This window comes from Pseudonocardia sp. Cha107L01, assembly GCF_052566575.1.
This window is the reverse complement of record NZ_CP199579.1, coordinates 4,745,840-4,760,685: the sequence shown is the minus strand read 5'-3', so window position 1 is coordinate 4,760,685 and position 14,846 is coordinate 4,745,840. Positions and strand designations below refer to the sequence as shown.

Below are 14,846 nucleotides of genomic sequence, written 5' to 3'. Positions count from 1 at the left end.
CTCGGTGACGATGGACGCACCAGGGTCGACACTGGGCCGTCCTGTCGGTGACTCGGCGTCACCCCCAGCGGAACGGCGGCGGTGTGTCCTCTGCCCAAGTGTCAAAGTCTTCTCGACCACCTTCGCGCTGCTCAGCTTCTGAGCCGCCGGAGCCGCCGGAGCCGGTGGAACCGCGTGAGCCGGCGCGGCGAAACTCGGTTGTCAGGCGTGTGCATCCGGGGCACCGTGGTGCCCGAGGAGATCAGGAGCCGGTTGACCGGCGGAGACGACGGAGGTGGCCCGATGCGAACGACTGCCGTCACGGGCGTGGCCCGTTCCCGTCCGCCCGCCCCTCCCGAGTAGCTCCCGCGTCGTACGCGAGCACCGGTGGGGCACCCGTACCCCTGGTCAGGAGACCTCCCAGTGCGCTCGCACTCCGATCACCCGAACGATCACCCGAACGATCACCCGAACGACTCCAGCTACTCCGACACCGGTCTGTTCGGCGGTGAACGGCCGGCCCGGCCCCGCCGCGGCGGCCCGCGCCGGCGCCCGCGTTTCGACGACGAACCCGAACCGACCCGCCGCGGTCGGCTGACCGAGGCCGAGCGGGGCAGGCTCGCCCAGCAGCGCGAGGACCACCTGGACACCGCCGGCGGCCCACCGGCCGGTGACCGCTGGTCCAGCTGGGACGGCGCGGACCACGGCCCGGAGCCCCACCCCGGCTGGCTGATCACCGAACTGGCCGCCGTGGACACCGAGCTGGGCGTGCTGAAGACCGGCAAGGAGGCCGACGTCCACCTGGTCCGGCGGGTGCTCCCGGGGACCGACCGGCACTGTCTGCTGGCCGCCAAGCGGTACCGGCCGGCGGAGCACCGGATGTTCCACCGGGACGCCGGCTACCTCGAGGGCCGCCGGGTGCGCAGGTCCCGGGAGATGCGCGCCATGACCGGCCGCACCGCGTTCGGCCGCAACCTGCTCGCCGAGCAGTGGGCGGCGGCCGAGTTCGGGGCGCTGAGCCGGCTGTGGCGGGTCGGCGCGCCGGTCCCCTACCCGGCCCAGCGTGCCGGCACCGAGGTGATGCTGGAGTTCCTCGGCGAGCCCGACGGCACCGCCGCGCCCCGGCTCGCCCAGCTGCGGCCGGACCCGACCCAGCTGGCCGACCTGTGGGCGCAGCTCACCGACGCACTACTGGCACTGGCCGGCGACGGCCTGGCACACGGCGACCTCTCGGCGTTCAACCTGCTGGTGCACCGGGGCCGGCTGATCCTCATCGACCTGCCCCAGGTGGTCGATGTGGTGGCCAACCCGCGCGGCGCGGAGTTTCTGCACCGCGACGTGCACAACGTCGCGACCTGGTTCGCCGCCCGCGGCCTGCCGGCGCGCCTCGGCGACCCGGACGCCCTGCTCGCGCGGCTGGTCAGCGAGGCGTTCGGCACCGGGTGAGCAGCCGGGCGACCGGGAGAACCGGCCATCGTGCACGGCCCGCCCGGTCCACCCGCCGGGCGGGCCAGCGGGCCGGACCGGGCCGGACCTGGCAAGGTGGGGCTCACGAGCCACCACCGGCCGGGCTCCCCCGGCCGCTCGACCGCGCGATCCAGGATGTGAAGCCCATGGCCGTCGCCGAGGCCCCGCTCACCGTTGCCATCATCGGATCCGGACCGTCCGGCTTCTACGCTGCCGGCGCACTGCTGGACAACCCTGACCTGGACGTCCGGGTCGACATGTTCGAGCGGCTGGCCACCCCGTGGGGACTGGTCCGCTTCGGGGTCGCGCCGGACCACCCGAAGATCAAGTCGGTGTCCTCGGTATACGCCAAGATCGCCGCGCAGGAGTCGTTCCGGTTCTTCGGCAACGTCGAGGTCGGCGGTGGAATCAGCGGAGACATCACCCGCGACGAGCTCACCGAGCGCTACGACGCGGTGATCTACGCCGTGGGCACCCAGGGCGACCGCAAGCTGGGCATCCCCGGCGAGGAGCTGCCCGGCAGCGTGGCCGCCGTGGACTTCGTGGGCTGGTACAACGGGCACCCCGACTACGCCGACCTCACCTTCGACCTGAGCTGCGAGCGGGCGGTGGTGATCGGCAACGGCAACGTGGCACTGGACGTCGCGCGCATCCTCTGCTCGCCGCACGACCGCCTCGCCAAGACCGACATCGCCGACCACGCGCTGGAGGTGCTGCGGGACAGCAAGATCACCGAAGTGCTCGTGGTCGGGCGGCGCGGCGCCGGGCAGGCCGCCTTCACCACCCCGGAGCTGAAGGAGCTGCCCGAGTACACCGAGTCCGGGGTCGACGTGGCACCCGAGCAGGTCGCCGACATCGACGAGGACTCGCTGTCCAAGGTGGCCAAGCGCAACCTCGGGGTGATGCGGGTCTACGCGGACAGCGACACTGAGTACGGGCAGCGGCACATCACGCTGCGCTTCCAGCGCTCCCCGGTGGAGCTGCGCGGCGACGGCCGGGTCGAGGAGCTGGTGCTCGGCCACAACGAGCTGCGTACCGCCGAGGACGGCTGGGTCAGCGCGCACGACACCGGCGCGCGGGAGACGGTGCGGACCGGCCTGGTGCTGCGCGCGGTGGGCTACAAGGGCATCGCCATCGACGGCCTGCCGTTCGACGAGCGGCGCGGCGTCATCCCGAACGAGCTGGGCCGGGTGGTCGGCGCCGAGCGGGAGTACGTGGTCGGCTGGATCAAGCGCGGGCCGACCGGGATCATCGGCACCAACCGGAAGGACTCGGTCGAGACGGTCACCCAGCTGCTCGCCGACCTGGCGAGCGGGAAGCTGCGCCGGCACGACCGGGACGGCTCGGTCGACATCGAGGACTGGCTCGCCGAGCGCCAGCCCGACCTGGTCACCGAGCAGGGCTGGCAGCTCATCGACGCAGCCGAGCGCACCGCCGGCGAGCCGCACGGCCGGCCCAGGGTCAAGCTGTGCCGCACCGACGCACTGCTGGACATCGCGCTGAACCGGACACGGGCGGACGTCTAGCGCAGCACCCGTGAGTGGTACTGGTCGCCAGGGCGACCAATACCACTCACAGGTCACCGCTCCTGCCTCGGCAGCAGTGCATACCCGGGTACCCGCTGGTCACGCCACCACTGAGTGGTCTCCCTGCCGTCCGCGAAGTGCACCTCGTAGTGCACCACGGCAAGCCAGTCGCCCCGGGAGCTGCGCAGCCACTCGAGCAGGAAACCCTTGGCCCGACCGGTCAGGTCCAGCCCGTCGCCCACGGTGCGCGCCACCGCCGGATCGTGCCTGACGACCTGCTCCAGCAGGACCCAGACCGGCCGCACGTCCGGCGCCGCCGCGGGCGCCGCGAACCGGGCGATGGCCGGCGCGGGCGGTGGCTGCCAGTTCTCTGAACTCGAACACATGTTCGAAGTATCGGTCATCCGGTGAACTGATCGCCAGACCCGGCCCGTGCGGTTTCCCCCGCCTCAGGTGTCCAGACCGGACACCCGCAGGGTGATGTTCAGCCGGCCGCTGCTCAGCCCGGTGGCAGGGTCACCGGTGCCCGCCATGGTGCGCGTCACGCCGTGGTAGGCCAGTCGGGACGGCCCGCCGAACACGAACAGATCGCCCGAGCGCAGCTCCAGGTCGGTCCACGGCCGGTTGCGGTGCTCGGTGTTGCCGAAGCGGAACACACACGTGTCGCCAAGGCTGAGCGACACCACCGGGTCGCGACTGCGCTCGTCGCGGTCCTGGTGCAGGCCCATCCTGGCCTTCTCGTCGTAGTAGTTGACCAGCGCGATGTCCGGCTCGTAGGCGGCACCGGCGGCCGGGTCGCGGTACGCCTCGGCGACGGCGCGGCGCCCCAGGTCCGCCAGCCAGGCCGGGAAGGGCAGTACCGGCCCGCCGTCGCCGTCGTCCACGGTCCGGGAGTAGCGGTACGGGCGCCAGTGCCAGCCGAGGCACACCGAGCGGACCGACATCACCCCACCGCTGGGCAGCCGGGTGGCCCGCATCCCGGGCTCGCCCGACGCGCGCGGCGCCGCCCACTCCCGGCAGGCCCGCACCAGGTGGCGCTGCTCGTCGAGGTCCAACCAGTCCGGCAGGTGCACCGCGCCGGGCGCGACCTCGAGGCGGGGCCGAGGGATCAGCGCGTCCGGCTGACCGGCAGCGGGGTGGGCGGCCGCTCGGGGGCGCGGCGAGCTCGAGGCGGGTGACGTCATGACATCGCCAGTGTGCCCGGCGCCGGGCTGCCGCGCCGACGGTGTTACCTGACATGCTCATCCGGTGACCACAAGCCGCGGGCTCCGCGCCGGATCCGACCCCTCCGGTGCGCACCCGGAGTCCGGCGCCGCCGACTCGGTCGCGGTCATCGGCTCGGTCGCCAGCGCCGGCAGTGCCGCGGTGGCCGGCAGCGTCGCCACTGCCGGCAGCGCCGCGGTGGCCGGCAGCGTCGCTACGGCGGGCAGCGCCGGGGTCGCCGGCAGCGTCGCCACCGCCGGCAGCGCCGGGGTCGCCGGCAGCGTCGCCACCGCCGGCAGCGCCGGGGTCGCCGGCAGCGTCCTGACCTTGCTCTGCGTCGCGCTCAGCGCCTGCGTGGCGTGCCTGCTCTGCATCGGGTGCACCCGATGCGTCGGGTGTGTGGCCTGCGTGGGTTGCCGGGACTGTGTCGGCTGCGCCGGCTGCGTGAACTGCTCGGGTCTGCGCGGTGTGGTGGGTGCGCGCGACCAGCACGTCTAGTGCGACGGTGCTCCGCGCGGAGCATCCGGCGGTTCCGCCGGGCGACCGGGAGGCCCCGGCGATAGGTTCGGCGCATGGCTGACGGCGATCGCTTCCCCATCCCCCGGATCGGCATCTGGACCGGCGCACTGGACACGGTGCCGGCGAGCCGCTCCCGCGAGCTGGCCGCCGAGCTGGAGGAGCTGGGCTACGGCGCGGTGTGGCTGCCCGAGGTGGCCGGCCGGGACCCGTTCGTCCATCTCGCGCTGATCCTCTCGGCCACCAGGACGCTGATCGGCGCGACCGGCATCGCGAACATCTGGGCCCGCGACGCGGTGGCCACCTCCGGCGCGGTCAAGGGGCTGACCGAGGCATTCCCGGAGCGGATGCTGCTCGGGCTCGGGGTCAGCCACCAGAACCTGGTCGGCGACCTGCGCGGGCACAACTACGACAAACCGCTCACCGCCATGCGCAACTACCTGGACGGCATGGACAAGGCCCCGTACCTGGCGCAGCGCCCGACCACCCCGGTGCGCCGGGTACTCGCCGCGCTACGGCCGAGAATGCTGCGGCTGGCCGCCGAGCGGACCGACGGCGCCCACCCCTACTTCGTCACCCCGGAGCACACCGCGCGCGCCCGGGAGACCCTCGGCGCGGGGCCGCTGCTGTGCCCGGAGCAGGCCGTCGTCCTCGAGTCCGACCCGGACAAGGCCCGGGCGATCGGGCGCGAGTACACCAAGGTCTACCTGGGCCAGCCCAACTACGTGAACAGCATCCTGGAGCTGGGTTTCACCGAGGCGGACCTGGCCGACGGCGGCAGCGACAAGTTCGTCGACGCACTGGTGGCCTGGGGCGACGCCGACCAGATCGTGGCCAGGGTGCGCGAACACCTGGACGCCGGCGCGGACCACGTGGCCGTGCAGGCGCTGCCCGAGACGAAGCGCGGCGTGCCGGACGGGCAGTGGCGCGACCTGGCCCCGGCGCTGATGTCGCTGCGCGACCGGTAGCCGCCCCGGCCCACCGCCGCCCGGGGCGGGGCAGCTGATCATGCGGAAACGGCCATTGATCTGGCCCCAGCCGTTACCATCGGTTTCCCTGTGAGCGGAGGGTTGCGGTGGGTTACAGCCTGGGCGTGGACCTCGGCACGACATTTGTCGCGGCCGCGCTCGCCGTGTCGTCCCGGGTCGAGATGTTCACCCTGGGCGACCGCTCGGAGGTCACGCCGGCCGTGGTGTACCTGCAGGAGGACGGCGTCCTGCTCACCGGCGAGGCGGTCAACAGCCTGCGCGCGCTGAGCAACCCGGACCGCACCACCCGGGTGTTCAAGCGCCGCCTCGGCGACCCGACACCGGTGATCCTCGGCGGCCAGCCGTACTCGGTCACCGCGCTGCTGGGCACCCTGCTCCGGGACGTGCTGGACCGGGTGGTGGAGAGCGAGGGCGGCCCGCCCGACCGGGTGGTGCTGACCCACCCGGCCAACTGGGGGCCGTTCCGCCGGGCCCTGTTCGAGGAGGTCGCCGGCTTCGCGGGACTGCTGAACGCCCAGCTGGTGACCGAGCCCGAGGCGGCGGCGGCCCGCTACGCCGCTTCCCGCCAGTTGGCCGACGGCCAGACCGTAGCGGTCTACGACCTTGGCGGCGGCACGTTCGACGCCACGGTGCTGCGCGCGGTGCCCGGTGGGGTGGAGATCCTCGGCACGCCCGAGGGCGTCGAACGGCTCGGCGGGGTCGACTTCGACGAGGCGATCCTGGGCTACGTGAGCCACAAGAGCGACGGCGCGCTGAACGAGCTGGACATGCGCGACCCGCAGACCGCGTCCGCGCTGGCCCGGCTGCGCCAGGACTGCGTGCTCGCCAAGGAGACCCTCTCGGTGGACACCGAGACCACCATCCCGGTGTTCCTGCCGGGGCGGCACTTCGGCATACCCCTCACCCGCTCGGACTTCGAGGACCTGGTGCGGGCACAGATCGACTCCACCATCGGGGCCCTGTCCCGCACGCTGCGCTCGGCGCAGGTCGAACCCGCCGACCTCAGCGCGGTCCTGCTGGTCGGCGGTTCCTCGCGGATCCCGCTGGTGGCCCGCATGGTGTCGGCCGAGCTGGGGCGCCCGACCGTGGTGGACACCCATCCCAAGTACGCGGTCGCCCTCGGCGCCGCCACCCTCGCGGCCCAGGCACCCGCCTCGCAGGTGCGCACCGTGCTCCTCGCCCGCGGCGAGCGGGCCCCCGCACCGGCCGAACCTCCGGTGTCCGCCCAGGCGGACCCGGCGGCAACCCAAGTGGTGCCCCCACCCCAGGGGACCCCGCCCCAGGGACCGCCGGCACAGGCACCCCCACCCCAGCGGCCCCCGGCACAGCGACCCCCACCGGGCCCCCAACCGGGATCCCAACAGCAGATGCCCCAACCGCGCGGACCTCAGCCGCACGGGCCCCGACCTCAGGGACAGCCACCCCAGGGGCCGCCGTGGCAGGTGCCTCCGAACCAGGCACCGCCGCCGCGGCAGCGACCGGGCGCGGGACAGCGCCCGACCGGTGCGCCCGTACCCACCCACGCCTACTCGCCCGCGCACTCCAACACCATTCCGCCGGGCCGGATGGCGCCGGTCCGGCCGCCCGCGCCACCCCGCCAGCGGCCGTACCCGCCACCCGGTGCCGGGCCGTCCCCGTGGCAGGAACCGAACCGCCCGCCGCCGAGCTCGGCCGGCCCTCGCGGCTCTGCCCGGCGCCTGCTCCTGATCGGCATCGCCGTGGCGGTCATCCTGGTGCTGGCTGTCGTGGTCTACATCGTGCTGGTGCGGCCACCGGCGGCGGCCGCCACCGCGGCCCAGCTGTCGCTGACCAGCACCCAGGTCAAGATGGGCACCACCTACCTCGCCACCGCGACCGGGTTCGCCCCGAACGAGAAGGTCAAGTTCAGCTGGACCGGGCCCACCAACGGCATGATGGACGACCTGCCCGCGGACGCGACCGGCAAGAAGGTGCAGGGCCCGATCCTCGAGCGGGACCCGCCGGGCAACTACGTGATCATCGCGACCGGGCTCACCTCCGGCCGCTCCGCCACCGCGCGGTTGCAGGTCCTGGCCGCCGACCCGCCGTCCGGTGCCGGGCCCGAGTCGGACGAGCCGGCCGGCCCGCCCGATTCTGAGCAGAACCAGCCCGGCGGCTGACCGGCACCCTCACCCCAGTGGCGCACGACCCTTGCCCGGCTCGCCGGCGAAGGCCTGCGCGATGGCCAGCCACTCGGAGGCGACCGGGCCGGTCACCTCGAGCGCGAGGTCGTCGCGGTGCCGCCGCTGGGTGACCAGCAGGCAGAAGTCCAGCGCCGGGCCGCGCACCAGGTCGGCGGCGCCCGCCGGTCCCCAGCTCCAGAGCTCGCCGCCCGGCGAGGTCAGCTCCACCCGAACCGGCGTACTGGGCGCCCGCCGGCCGTTCAGTGCGTAGCTGAACGGCATGGCCCGCACCCCGATGTGCGCCACGTGGCGCAGCCGGTCGGTCGGTTCCCGGGTGGCGCCGAGGCAGTCGGCGACGTCCTGGCCGTGGGCCCAGGTCTCCATCACCCGGGCGGTGAGCGAGGAGGCCGCACTCATCGGCGGGCCGTACCAGGGCACCCGGGCGCCCGGGTCGAGCTGGGCGAAGGTGCTGATCAGGCGGCCGCGGGACTCGTCGAACCAGCTCAGCAGCCGGTCCGGGGCGAGCTCGCGGTACTGCGCGGCGATGTCGTCGGGCGAGAGCCCGCCGCTCTCCACCACCCGACGCAGATCGGCCTGGAAACCGTCCGGGTCGGTGGCGGAGCGAACCGCCGCGTCATCGAAGTAGGCGAGGTGACTGATCTGGTCCCGTACCGACCAGCCCTCGGCCGGGGTGGGTCGCTCCCAGTCGGCGTCGTCCAGGCCGACCAACAGCACCCGCAGCGCCTCGGTCTCGCCCAGCAGATCGTTGGCCAACTGGTCCATCCCGACCGGCATGGGCGGCGTCCTCTCCTCCGAGTTGTCACCGTCGTCACCGACGCACCGTGGAGGCATTCTCTCCCATGACCGCCGGTACCGCCGGGGCACTCGCCGGCCGGCGCGGGGTCCAGCCGGGCCGTGCGCCGGCTACCGGGACCGAGGATCAGCGGCGACGGCGGCGGTCGTTCGCACGGGAGCGCCACCAGTTCCGGCCGACCAGCGCCAGGCTGCCCAGCAGCACCATGATGATCAGGATCGGACCGAGTACGCCATGGCCGACGAGTGCCACCCCGAGGCCGAACACCAGGGTCGCGGCGATCACACTGATCAGCAGCGCAAAGGACCGTCGCTTGGGCGCGATCATGCCGATGTCGGCGTCCTCCAGCCGTAGCCGCAGGACGATCTCGTCGAAGTCCGCGCGTTCTTTCGGGCTCAGTGGCATGGCGGAGGTTCCTCGGTTTCTTACCCGGGGCACCGTAGGGGCGCCACGCGCAGCGTGACGACACCGGGGAGGAGTGCCCGATCGAGTGGATCTCACCGTCGGGTCCCGCCAGCAATCCGCGCGGGCCGACACGATTGAGGTTACCGGAACGTGACCTGAGACGGCCGCGGGGTCCCCTTTCGAGTCACAGAGATCACGCTCACGTGGATTCGGGCCCGTCGTCGTCATACCCAGCGTGACCTGTCAAGCTGAACGGGTGCGCAATAACGCCGCTGAGCCGACTCTCGGCCACGTCATCATGTTCGCAGCGGCCTCGGTGGGCTGGCTGGTGCTCTTCCTGATCAACCTGACGCTGTCCACCCCGGGCGCCGGCTGGTGGGTCCGCGCGGTGTTCAGCGGGGTACTGCTGGTCGGGTCGGTGATCTTCACGTTCGTCCTGTGGCGCCGGCTGGGCAAGAAGGGTGCCGGCAAGAGCGCCCAGCGAAGCTGACCCCAACCCCGAGCCGCACGCCCGCCACCGACACGCCCGTTACCGAGCTGCACAGCAGGCCTGTCGAAGCATGATCGAACAAGCCTGGTGTGCAGCTCGGTAACGAACCGGGCCGCGAACTAGAGCGTCACCAGTTCGGCCGCAGCGGCATGGACGACTCGCCGCGGTCGTCCAGCTTGACCCCGAGCACCTGGTGCAGCTGGATGTTGTTGCGCTCGAACCCGACCACGCAGGCGGCCATGTACAGCCGCCAGACCCTGGCCCGCTGCTCGCCGACCTCGCGGACCGCCTCGTCCCAGTGGTCGTCCAGGTTGGTGCACCAGCCGTAGAGGGTCCGCGCGTAGTGCTCGCGCAGGTTCTCCTCGTGCCGGATCTCGAAGCCCTGCTCGTTCATCTCGTCGACCAGCCGGCCGATCCCGTGCAGCTGGCCGTCCGGGAAGACGTAGCGGTCGATGAAGGCGTCGACCTGCTTCGGCCCGTGCGAGGTCGGCTGGGTGATGCAGTGGTTGAGCAGCCGGGCCCCCGGCTTGAGCTTGGCGTACAGCGAGGCGAAGTACGCCGGCAGCTGAGCCTCGCCGATGTGCTCGGTGAGCCCGATCGAGGAGATCGCGTCGAAGTCGGTCTCCGGAACGTCGCGGTAGTCCAGGTGCCGCACCTCGGCGAGCTCGGTCAGGCCGCGCTCGACGATCTCCTTCTGCGCCCACTCCGCCTGCTGCCGGGACAGCGTCACACCCAGCGCCTTGACCCCGTGCTCGGCGGCGGCGTGCATCACCATGCCGCCCCAGCCGCAACCCACGTCCAGCAGTCGCATACCCGGTTCCAGACCGAGCTTGCGCGCCACCAGCTCGTGCTTGGTCCGCTGCGCCTCCTCGAGGGTGGCGTGCCCGGTCGGGTAGACCGCGCAGGTGTAGGCCATCGAGGGCCCGAGGACCCAGGAGTAGAAGCGGTTGGACACGTCGTAGTGGTGGGCGATCACGCCCGCGTCGCGCCGCTTGGAGTGCAGCCGCCCGTGCGGCCGGTACTCGACGTCCGGGATGGGCGCCCGGTGCCGCAGCCGGACCCCGAGCAGCGAGCGGACCAGCTTGACCCGCTGCTCCTTCGGGATGGAGTGCAGCGTGACGTCGGCCAGCTCGCGCAGCACCGCGGACATCTCGCCATCGATCTCGAGGTCACCGGTCACGTACGCGCGCGCCAGGCCGAGCGAGCCGGGCGACGCCGCGAGGTAGGCCAGCGCCCTCGGGGTGCGGACGCGCATACCGAACGGTGAGTCCGGCGGCCCGACCGCGCTGCCGTCGTAGCCGGTCACCCGCACCGAGGTGTCCGGACCGATGACGCTCTGGAACAGCTCCGCTACCTGCATAGCCATCAGCGCTCCCGCACACATTTGTCGTAGAGGTCAGGCAGCCGGCCGGCCGGGTCGTAGCCCTTCTTCAGTGCCCGGTAGGCCGCTCCGTTGTACCGCCGCTCGAACTCCTCCGGCGTGTAGTAGGAGTTCGAGTACAGCGACTTGTGCCCATCCAGGTCCGCAACGAGCTGCTCGATGCGGCGGTTGTGGGTGCCCATCGGCTGTCCCGGGGCCAGTGGCACGGCCGACCAGAATCCGACGTTGACGTAGAGCCGGCCGGGCTCCATGGGGTACAGCGGCCAGCCGGCCGGGTCGCGCAGTTGCACCGGGCACAGCCACACCGGGGTGATGCCGATGTCGGCGTGGAACGCGGCCAGGAACTCGGCTAGGCGCTCCACCGGCACCTCGATGTCCTGGATCACCGGCTCCTCGACCGGCTGACCCAGCCGGCCGCGGATCCGCTCGCTGATCCGGTACCGCCGGTCGCGGGCGACCAGCTTGCGGAACACGTCGGAGCGCCGGTAGCGGCTGGGCCAGAGCCGGCGCACCAGCGGGTGCTGCGCCCCCATCGCCCGCGAGCACCAGAACCAGTCGGTGTCCCAGCGCCAGATGTAGTCGTGCGTGGTGAGCACGTCCTCGCGCCGCTCCTGGATGGACCGGTAGTAGATTCGCTGGCCGGTGTAGTCGCTGGGCGAGTCACCGGAGCCGGCCGGCAGCTCGTCGGTGAACCGGCCCAGCGTCAGGTACTGCTCCCCCGCGCTGAACACGGTGCCGTCCAGGAAGTCCACTTCCACGCCGTCGTGGCTGCCGGTCGCGCTGATCGCCGCGATCGCCTCCGCGCAGCTGGCCGCGTCCGCGAACGGCACGTGCCGCAGCGCCACGTAGCGGGTGACCGGCTGCAGCTCCACCTTCAGCGAGACGGCGTACCCGAGCGTGCCGTAGGAGTTGGGCAGGCCGCGGAACAGCTCGGCGTGCTCATTGTCCCTGGTCGCGGTGATCAGCCGGCCATCCCCGGTGAGCACCTCCATCTCCAGCACCGACTCGTGCGCGAGCCCGTGCCGGAACGACGTCGACTCGATACCGAGCCCGGCCAGCGCGCCGCCGACGGTGATCGTCTTCAGCTGTGGGACGACCAACGGCATCAGCCCGTGGGCCAGGGTGGCCTCGACCAGGTGCTCAAAGGTGGTCATGCCCTGCACGGTGGCGGTGCGGGCCGCCGGGTCCACCTCGAGCACCTTGTCCAGCGCCCCGACGTCCAACCGGCTGACCCGGTCGCCGTCGGAGCGGAACCGGAAGAGGTTGGAGGTCGGTTTGCCCAGCCGGACGCCGTGCCCCTCGGGCAGCCGGGCGTAGCGGGCCCGCAGATCCGCGGTAGCCGCCCGGTGCCCCGTTAACGCATTCACAGGGAAGACGCTAATTGCTGGGACCCTGAGATTCCTAGTGTTTCCGCTCTATCCCACTCACTACTCCGGGTGAGTCTCAGATATGACTAACAACCTCGTCGTACTCCAGGCGCGGCAGCCGGTCGAACCAGGCTCCGTCGCCGGGGTAGCCGATGTTGACCACCACAAGGCTCTTCAGCCGACCGTCCGGGAAGAACTCCTTGTCCACGCCCGCCGCGTCGAAGCCCGTCATCGGGCCGGCGGCCAGTCCGGCCGCCCGGACGCCGAGCAGGAAGTAACCGGCCTGCATCGTCGCGTTGAACTTGGCGTGCGCCTCGCGGCCCTCCGGGTTGGCCTCGAAGCTGTCCTTCATCTCCGGGCGAATCGGGAAGACCGTCGGGATGTGCTCGTGAAAGCCCAGGTCGGCGGCCAGTACGGCAACAGCGGGGGCGGCGGCGGTCTTCGGGCCGTTGGCGCCGAGCATGTGCCGCACCAGCCGGTCCCGCGCCTCGCCCTTGTGCACGTAGAGCACCCGCATCGGCTGGGTGTTGGCCGAGGTCGGAGCGAACTTGGTCAGCTCGTAGATGGCGCGCAGTTGGTCGTCGCTCACCGGCTCGTCGGTGAACGTGTTCGCGGTGCGCGCCTCGGTGAACAGCAACTTGCGGGCTTCCTCGTCCAGCGTCAGCAGGTCCGAGTAGTCGGCGATCTTTTCAGTCATGGTTGAACTCCTCACAGGGGCCGGTCAATGCGCACGACCCCGGGCGCACCGCTTATGACCCAGCAAACCTCGACTGGGCCGGCGGGGATTCCGGAAGTGAGACAGGTCATAATGTTGAGTGTTCAATCAACAACACTTGACAGGAGCGGCCGCACCGCTTAGGAGGCGCCGTTCGCCACCATGGAATGCAGCTGGGCGCGCATCCCCGGCCACATCCGGGCGATCTCGTCGCCACGGTCCAGGAAGTCGAGCACCGCCAGACCCCGGATCGCGGCCAGCACGGTGGCCAGGAACGACCGGAAGTCCGGACGCCGGGCCAGCGCCGGCATCCGCTCGTGGCAGAACTTGACCACCCGGCGGGTCAGCTCCCGCTCGAAGTCGCTCAGCCCGGCCCGCAGCTCGGCATCGGTGCGGGCGGCCAGCCAGAGCTCCATCAGAGCCGGGAAGAGCCGGCCGGTGTGCAGGGCCCACAACTGGTCCAGCAACGCCAGCTGGGCCTGCTCGGGTCGCTCCGGCGGGCGGGGCTGATCCTCGATCATCTCGGCGGCCAGCTGGTCGGCGACGTGGCGCAGCGCGGCAAGCACCAGCTCGGCCTTGGTGCTGAAGTGATGTGCCTGGGCGCCCCGGCTCACCCCGGCCCTGCTGACCACGGCGGCCGTGGTCAGGCGCGCGTAGCCCTGTTCGAGCAGGCAGTCCACGCAGGCCTCCAACAGCGCCGCCCGGGTGGTGGCCCGGCGCTGCGCCTGGGTGCGGCGGGGTCGCGGGGGCACCGGACGCCGCGCGGGCGGCTCCTCAGACAACGTCGTGCTTGCCGAGGAACTCGTCCAGGTACGCCCAGGTGGTGTCCCGGGCGCGGCGCCCGGTCAGCACGCCGAGGTGGCCGCCCGGCGCGGTCTCGAAGCGCACCTCGGGCGAGCCGGTGAGCAGCTCAGCGCCCCGCCGCACCGCCCGCAGCGGCGCGATCACGTCGTTCTCGCCGGCCACCACCAGCACCGGCACCCGCACCTCGGCCAGCTCGATCCGCCGGTCGGCGAGGTCCAGCCCGCCGTCGCCGAGGTCGTTGGCCCGCATCATCAGATGGTAGATCTGGCCGAACGTGCGCCCCGGGTAGCCGTGCATGTGGCTCATCAGGTAGTCGACGGCCTCGATCTGCTCCAGCACGTCCCGGTCGTCGAGGCGGGACAGCACGGTGAGCGGCTTGGTCAGGTACTTGTCCACCGTGGAGAGCTGGAACGCCCACTTCACCATCGGCGCCGGGATGCTGCCCAGCGCCTGGTAGACCGAGGAGACCAGCCGTCCGCCGGTGATCGCCGCCAGCGGGCGCAGCGGGGCCACCAACGGCACCGCGCTCACGTCGAACGGGCTGGCCACGGCGGTGATCGTGTGCGCCGGCAGTTGGGCCCGGTCGGCGGCGGCGAGCAGCGAGAAGATGCCGCCGAGGCACCACCCGACGAGGTGCACCGGCGTGCCGTCCCGGTGCGCGCTGACCCGGTGCACCGCGCGCGGCACCACGTTCTCCACCCAGAATTCGAGCCCGAGACCGCGCTGGCCGAACGAGATGTCGCCGTAGTCCACCAGGTAGACGTCCCGCCCGGTGCCCAGCAGGTGTTCCACCAGGCTGCAGCCGCGCCGCAGGTCGTAGGCGAAGTCCGGGGCGCCGAGCGGCGGCACCAGCAGCACCGGCGCCAGGCCCGGGTCGGGATGGCTCGCCTGGCCGTCCAACGGCAGGTAGCGGTAGAGCGTGGCCGAGGGAGCCTCGTCGATCACTTCGCGGGGCATCCGGCGCAGGTCGGCGAGGTGCCCGGCGACCGCCCTGTCCCGCACGTTCGCGGCCGCGCCCAGCAGATCCATGGCGCGAGGTTACCGGCAGG

Annotated in this window: 15 protein-coding genes; 6 read left to right on the top strand and 9 right to left on the bottom strand. The window is 72.2% G+C overall.

The features are described from left to right. Positions 1–477: 477 nt before the first annotated feature. Together ACTXG6_RS22415 and ACTXG6_RS22410 are read left to right on the top strand one after the other, a co-directional pair. A complete protein-coding gene (locus ACTXG6_RS22415; protein WP_445190082.1) occupies positions 478–1,425 on the top strand; it encodes a serine protein kinase RIO in 948 nt (315 codons plus the stop codon). Between the two features lie 167 nt (positions 1,426–1,592). Next, positions 1,593–2,972, top strand: coding sequence for an FAD-dependent oxidoreductase (locus ACTXG6_RS22410; protein WP_445189757.1), 1,380 nt, complete (start codon positions 1,593–1,595; stop codon positions 2,970–2,972). Positions 2,973–3,025: 53 nt separating this feature from the next. On the opposite strand, the gene ACTXG6_RS22405 is transcribed toward ACTXG6_RS22410, so the two are convergent. Together ACTXG6_RS22405 and ACTXG6_RS22400 are read right to left on the bottom strand one after the other, a co-directional pair. Next, on the bottom strand, positions 3,026–3,376 hold the full coding sequence (locus ACTXG6_RS22405; protein ID WP_445189756.1) for a hypothetical protein: 351 nt from the start codon (positions 3,374–3,376) through the stop codon (positions 3,026–3,028). 45 nt (positions 3,377–3,421) lie between these two features. After that, entirely contained in the window at positions 3,422–4,156 is a 735-nt protein-coding gene (locus ACTXG6_RS22400; RefSeq protein ID WP_445189755.1) for an alpha-ketoglutarate-dependent dioxygenase AlkB family protein, read from the bottom strand. Positions 4,157–4,220: 64 nt separating this feature from the next. On the opposite strand from ACTXG6_RS22400, the gene ACTXG6_RS22395 reads away from it, so the two are divergent. From ACTXG6_RS22395 to ACTXG6_RS22385, 3 genes are all read left to right on the top strand, one after another. Continuing rightward, the gene (locus ACTXG6_RS22395; RefSeq protein WP_445189754.1) at positions 4,221–4,673 is read left to right on the top strand and encodes a hypothetical protein; all 453 of its coding nucleotides are present in this window, start codon (positions 4,221–4,223) and stop codon (positions 4,671–4,673) included. A 74-nt stretch (positions 4,674–4,747) separates the two neighbouring features. Further along, the gene (locus ACTXG6_RS22390; protein WP_445189753.1) at positions 4,748–5,659 is read left to right on the top strand and encodes an LLM class F420-dependent oxidoreductase; all 912 of its coding nucleotides are present in this window, start codon (positions 4,748–4,750) and stop codon (positions 5,657–5,659) included. Positions 5,660–5,766: 107 nt separating this feature from the next. After that, complete coding sequence (locus ACTXG6_RS22385; RefSeq protein ID WP_445189752.1) at positions 5,767–7,818, top strand: Hsp70 family protein; 2,052 nt, start codon at positions 5,767–5,769, stop codon at positions 7,816–7,818. Between the two features lie 9 nt (positions 7,819–7,827). Here ACTXG6_RS22385 and ACTXG6_RS22380 read toward each other — a convergent pair whose 3' ends face one another. Then, complete coding sequence (locus ACTXG6_RS22380; RefSeq protein WP_445189751.1) at positions 7,828–8,616, bottom strand: TIGR03084 family metal-binding protein; 789 nt, start codon at positions 8,614–8,616, stop codon at positions 7,828–7,830. A 145-nt stretch (positions 8,617–8,761) separates the two neighbouring features. Next, complete coding sequence (locus ACTXG6_RS22375) at positions 8,762–9,040, bottom strand: DUF3040 domain-containing protein (RefSeq protein WP_445189750.1); 279 nt, start codon at positions 9,038–9,040, stop codon at positions 8,762–8,764. Positions 9,041–9,296: 256 nt separating this feature from the next. On the opposite strand from ACTXG6_RS22375, the gene ACTXG6_RS22370 reads away from it, so the two are divergent. Continuing rightward, positions 9,297–9,530 (top strand): hypothetical protein, encoded by a 234-nt coding sequence (locus ACTXG6_RS22370; protein ID WP_445189749.1) that lies wholly within the window; start codon positions 9,297–9,299, stop codon positions 9,528–9,530. A gap of 127 nt (positions 9,531–9,657) precedes the next feature. On the opposite strand, the gene ACTXG6_RS22365 is transcribed toward ACTXG6_RS22370, so the two are convergent. From ACTXG6_RS22365 to ACTXG6_RS22345, 5 genes are all read right to left on the bottom strand, one after another. Further along, the gene (locus ACTXG6_RS22365; protein ID WP_445190081.1) at positions 9,658–10,890 is read right to left on the bottom strand and encodes a class I SAM-dependent methyltransferase; all 1,233 of its coding nucleotides are present in this window, start codon (positions 10,888–10,890) and stop codon (positions 9,658–9,660) included. Positions 10,891–10,895: 5 nt separating this feature from the next. Beyond that, entirely contained in the window at positions 10,896–12,278 is a 1,383-nt protein-coding gene (locus ACTXG6_RS22360) for an FAD-binding oxidoreductase (RefSeq protein ID WP_445189748.1), read from the bottom strand. 76 nt (positions 12,279–12,354) lie between these two features. Beyond that, complete coding sequence (locus ACTXG6_RS22355) at positions 12,355–12,975, bottom strand: malonic semialdehyde reductase (protein ID WP_445189747.1); 621 nt, start codon at positions 12,973–12,975, stop codon at positions 12,355–12,357. 158 nt (positions 12,976–13,133) lie between these two features. Next, complete coding sequence (locus tag ACTXG6_RS22350; RefSeq protein WP_445189746.1) at positions 13,134–13,775, bottom strand: TetR/AcrR family transcriptional regulator; 642 nt, start codon at positions 13,773–13,775, stop codon at positions 13,134–13,136. Beyond that, positions 13,768–14,826 carry an alpha/beta hydrolase gene (locus tag ACTXG6_RS22345; protein WP_445189745.1) on the bottom strand — a complete coding sequence of 353 codons (1,059 nt, stop codon included), beginning with the start codon at positions 14,824–14,826 and terminating at the stop codon, positions 13,768–13,770. Before ACTXG6_RS22345 ends, ACTXG6_RS22350 begins: the two co-directional genes overlap by 8 nt. Positions 14,827–14,846: the final 20 nt, after the last annotated feature.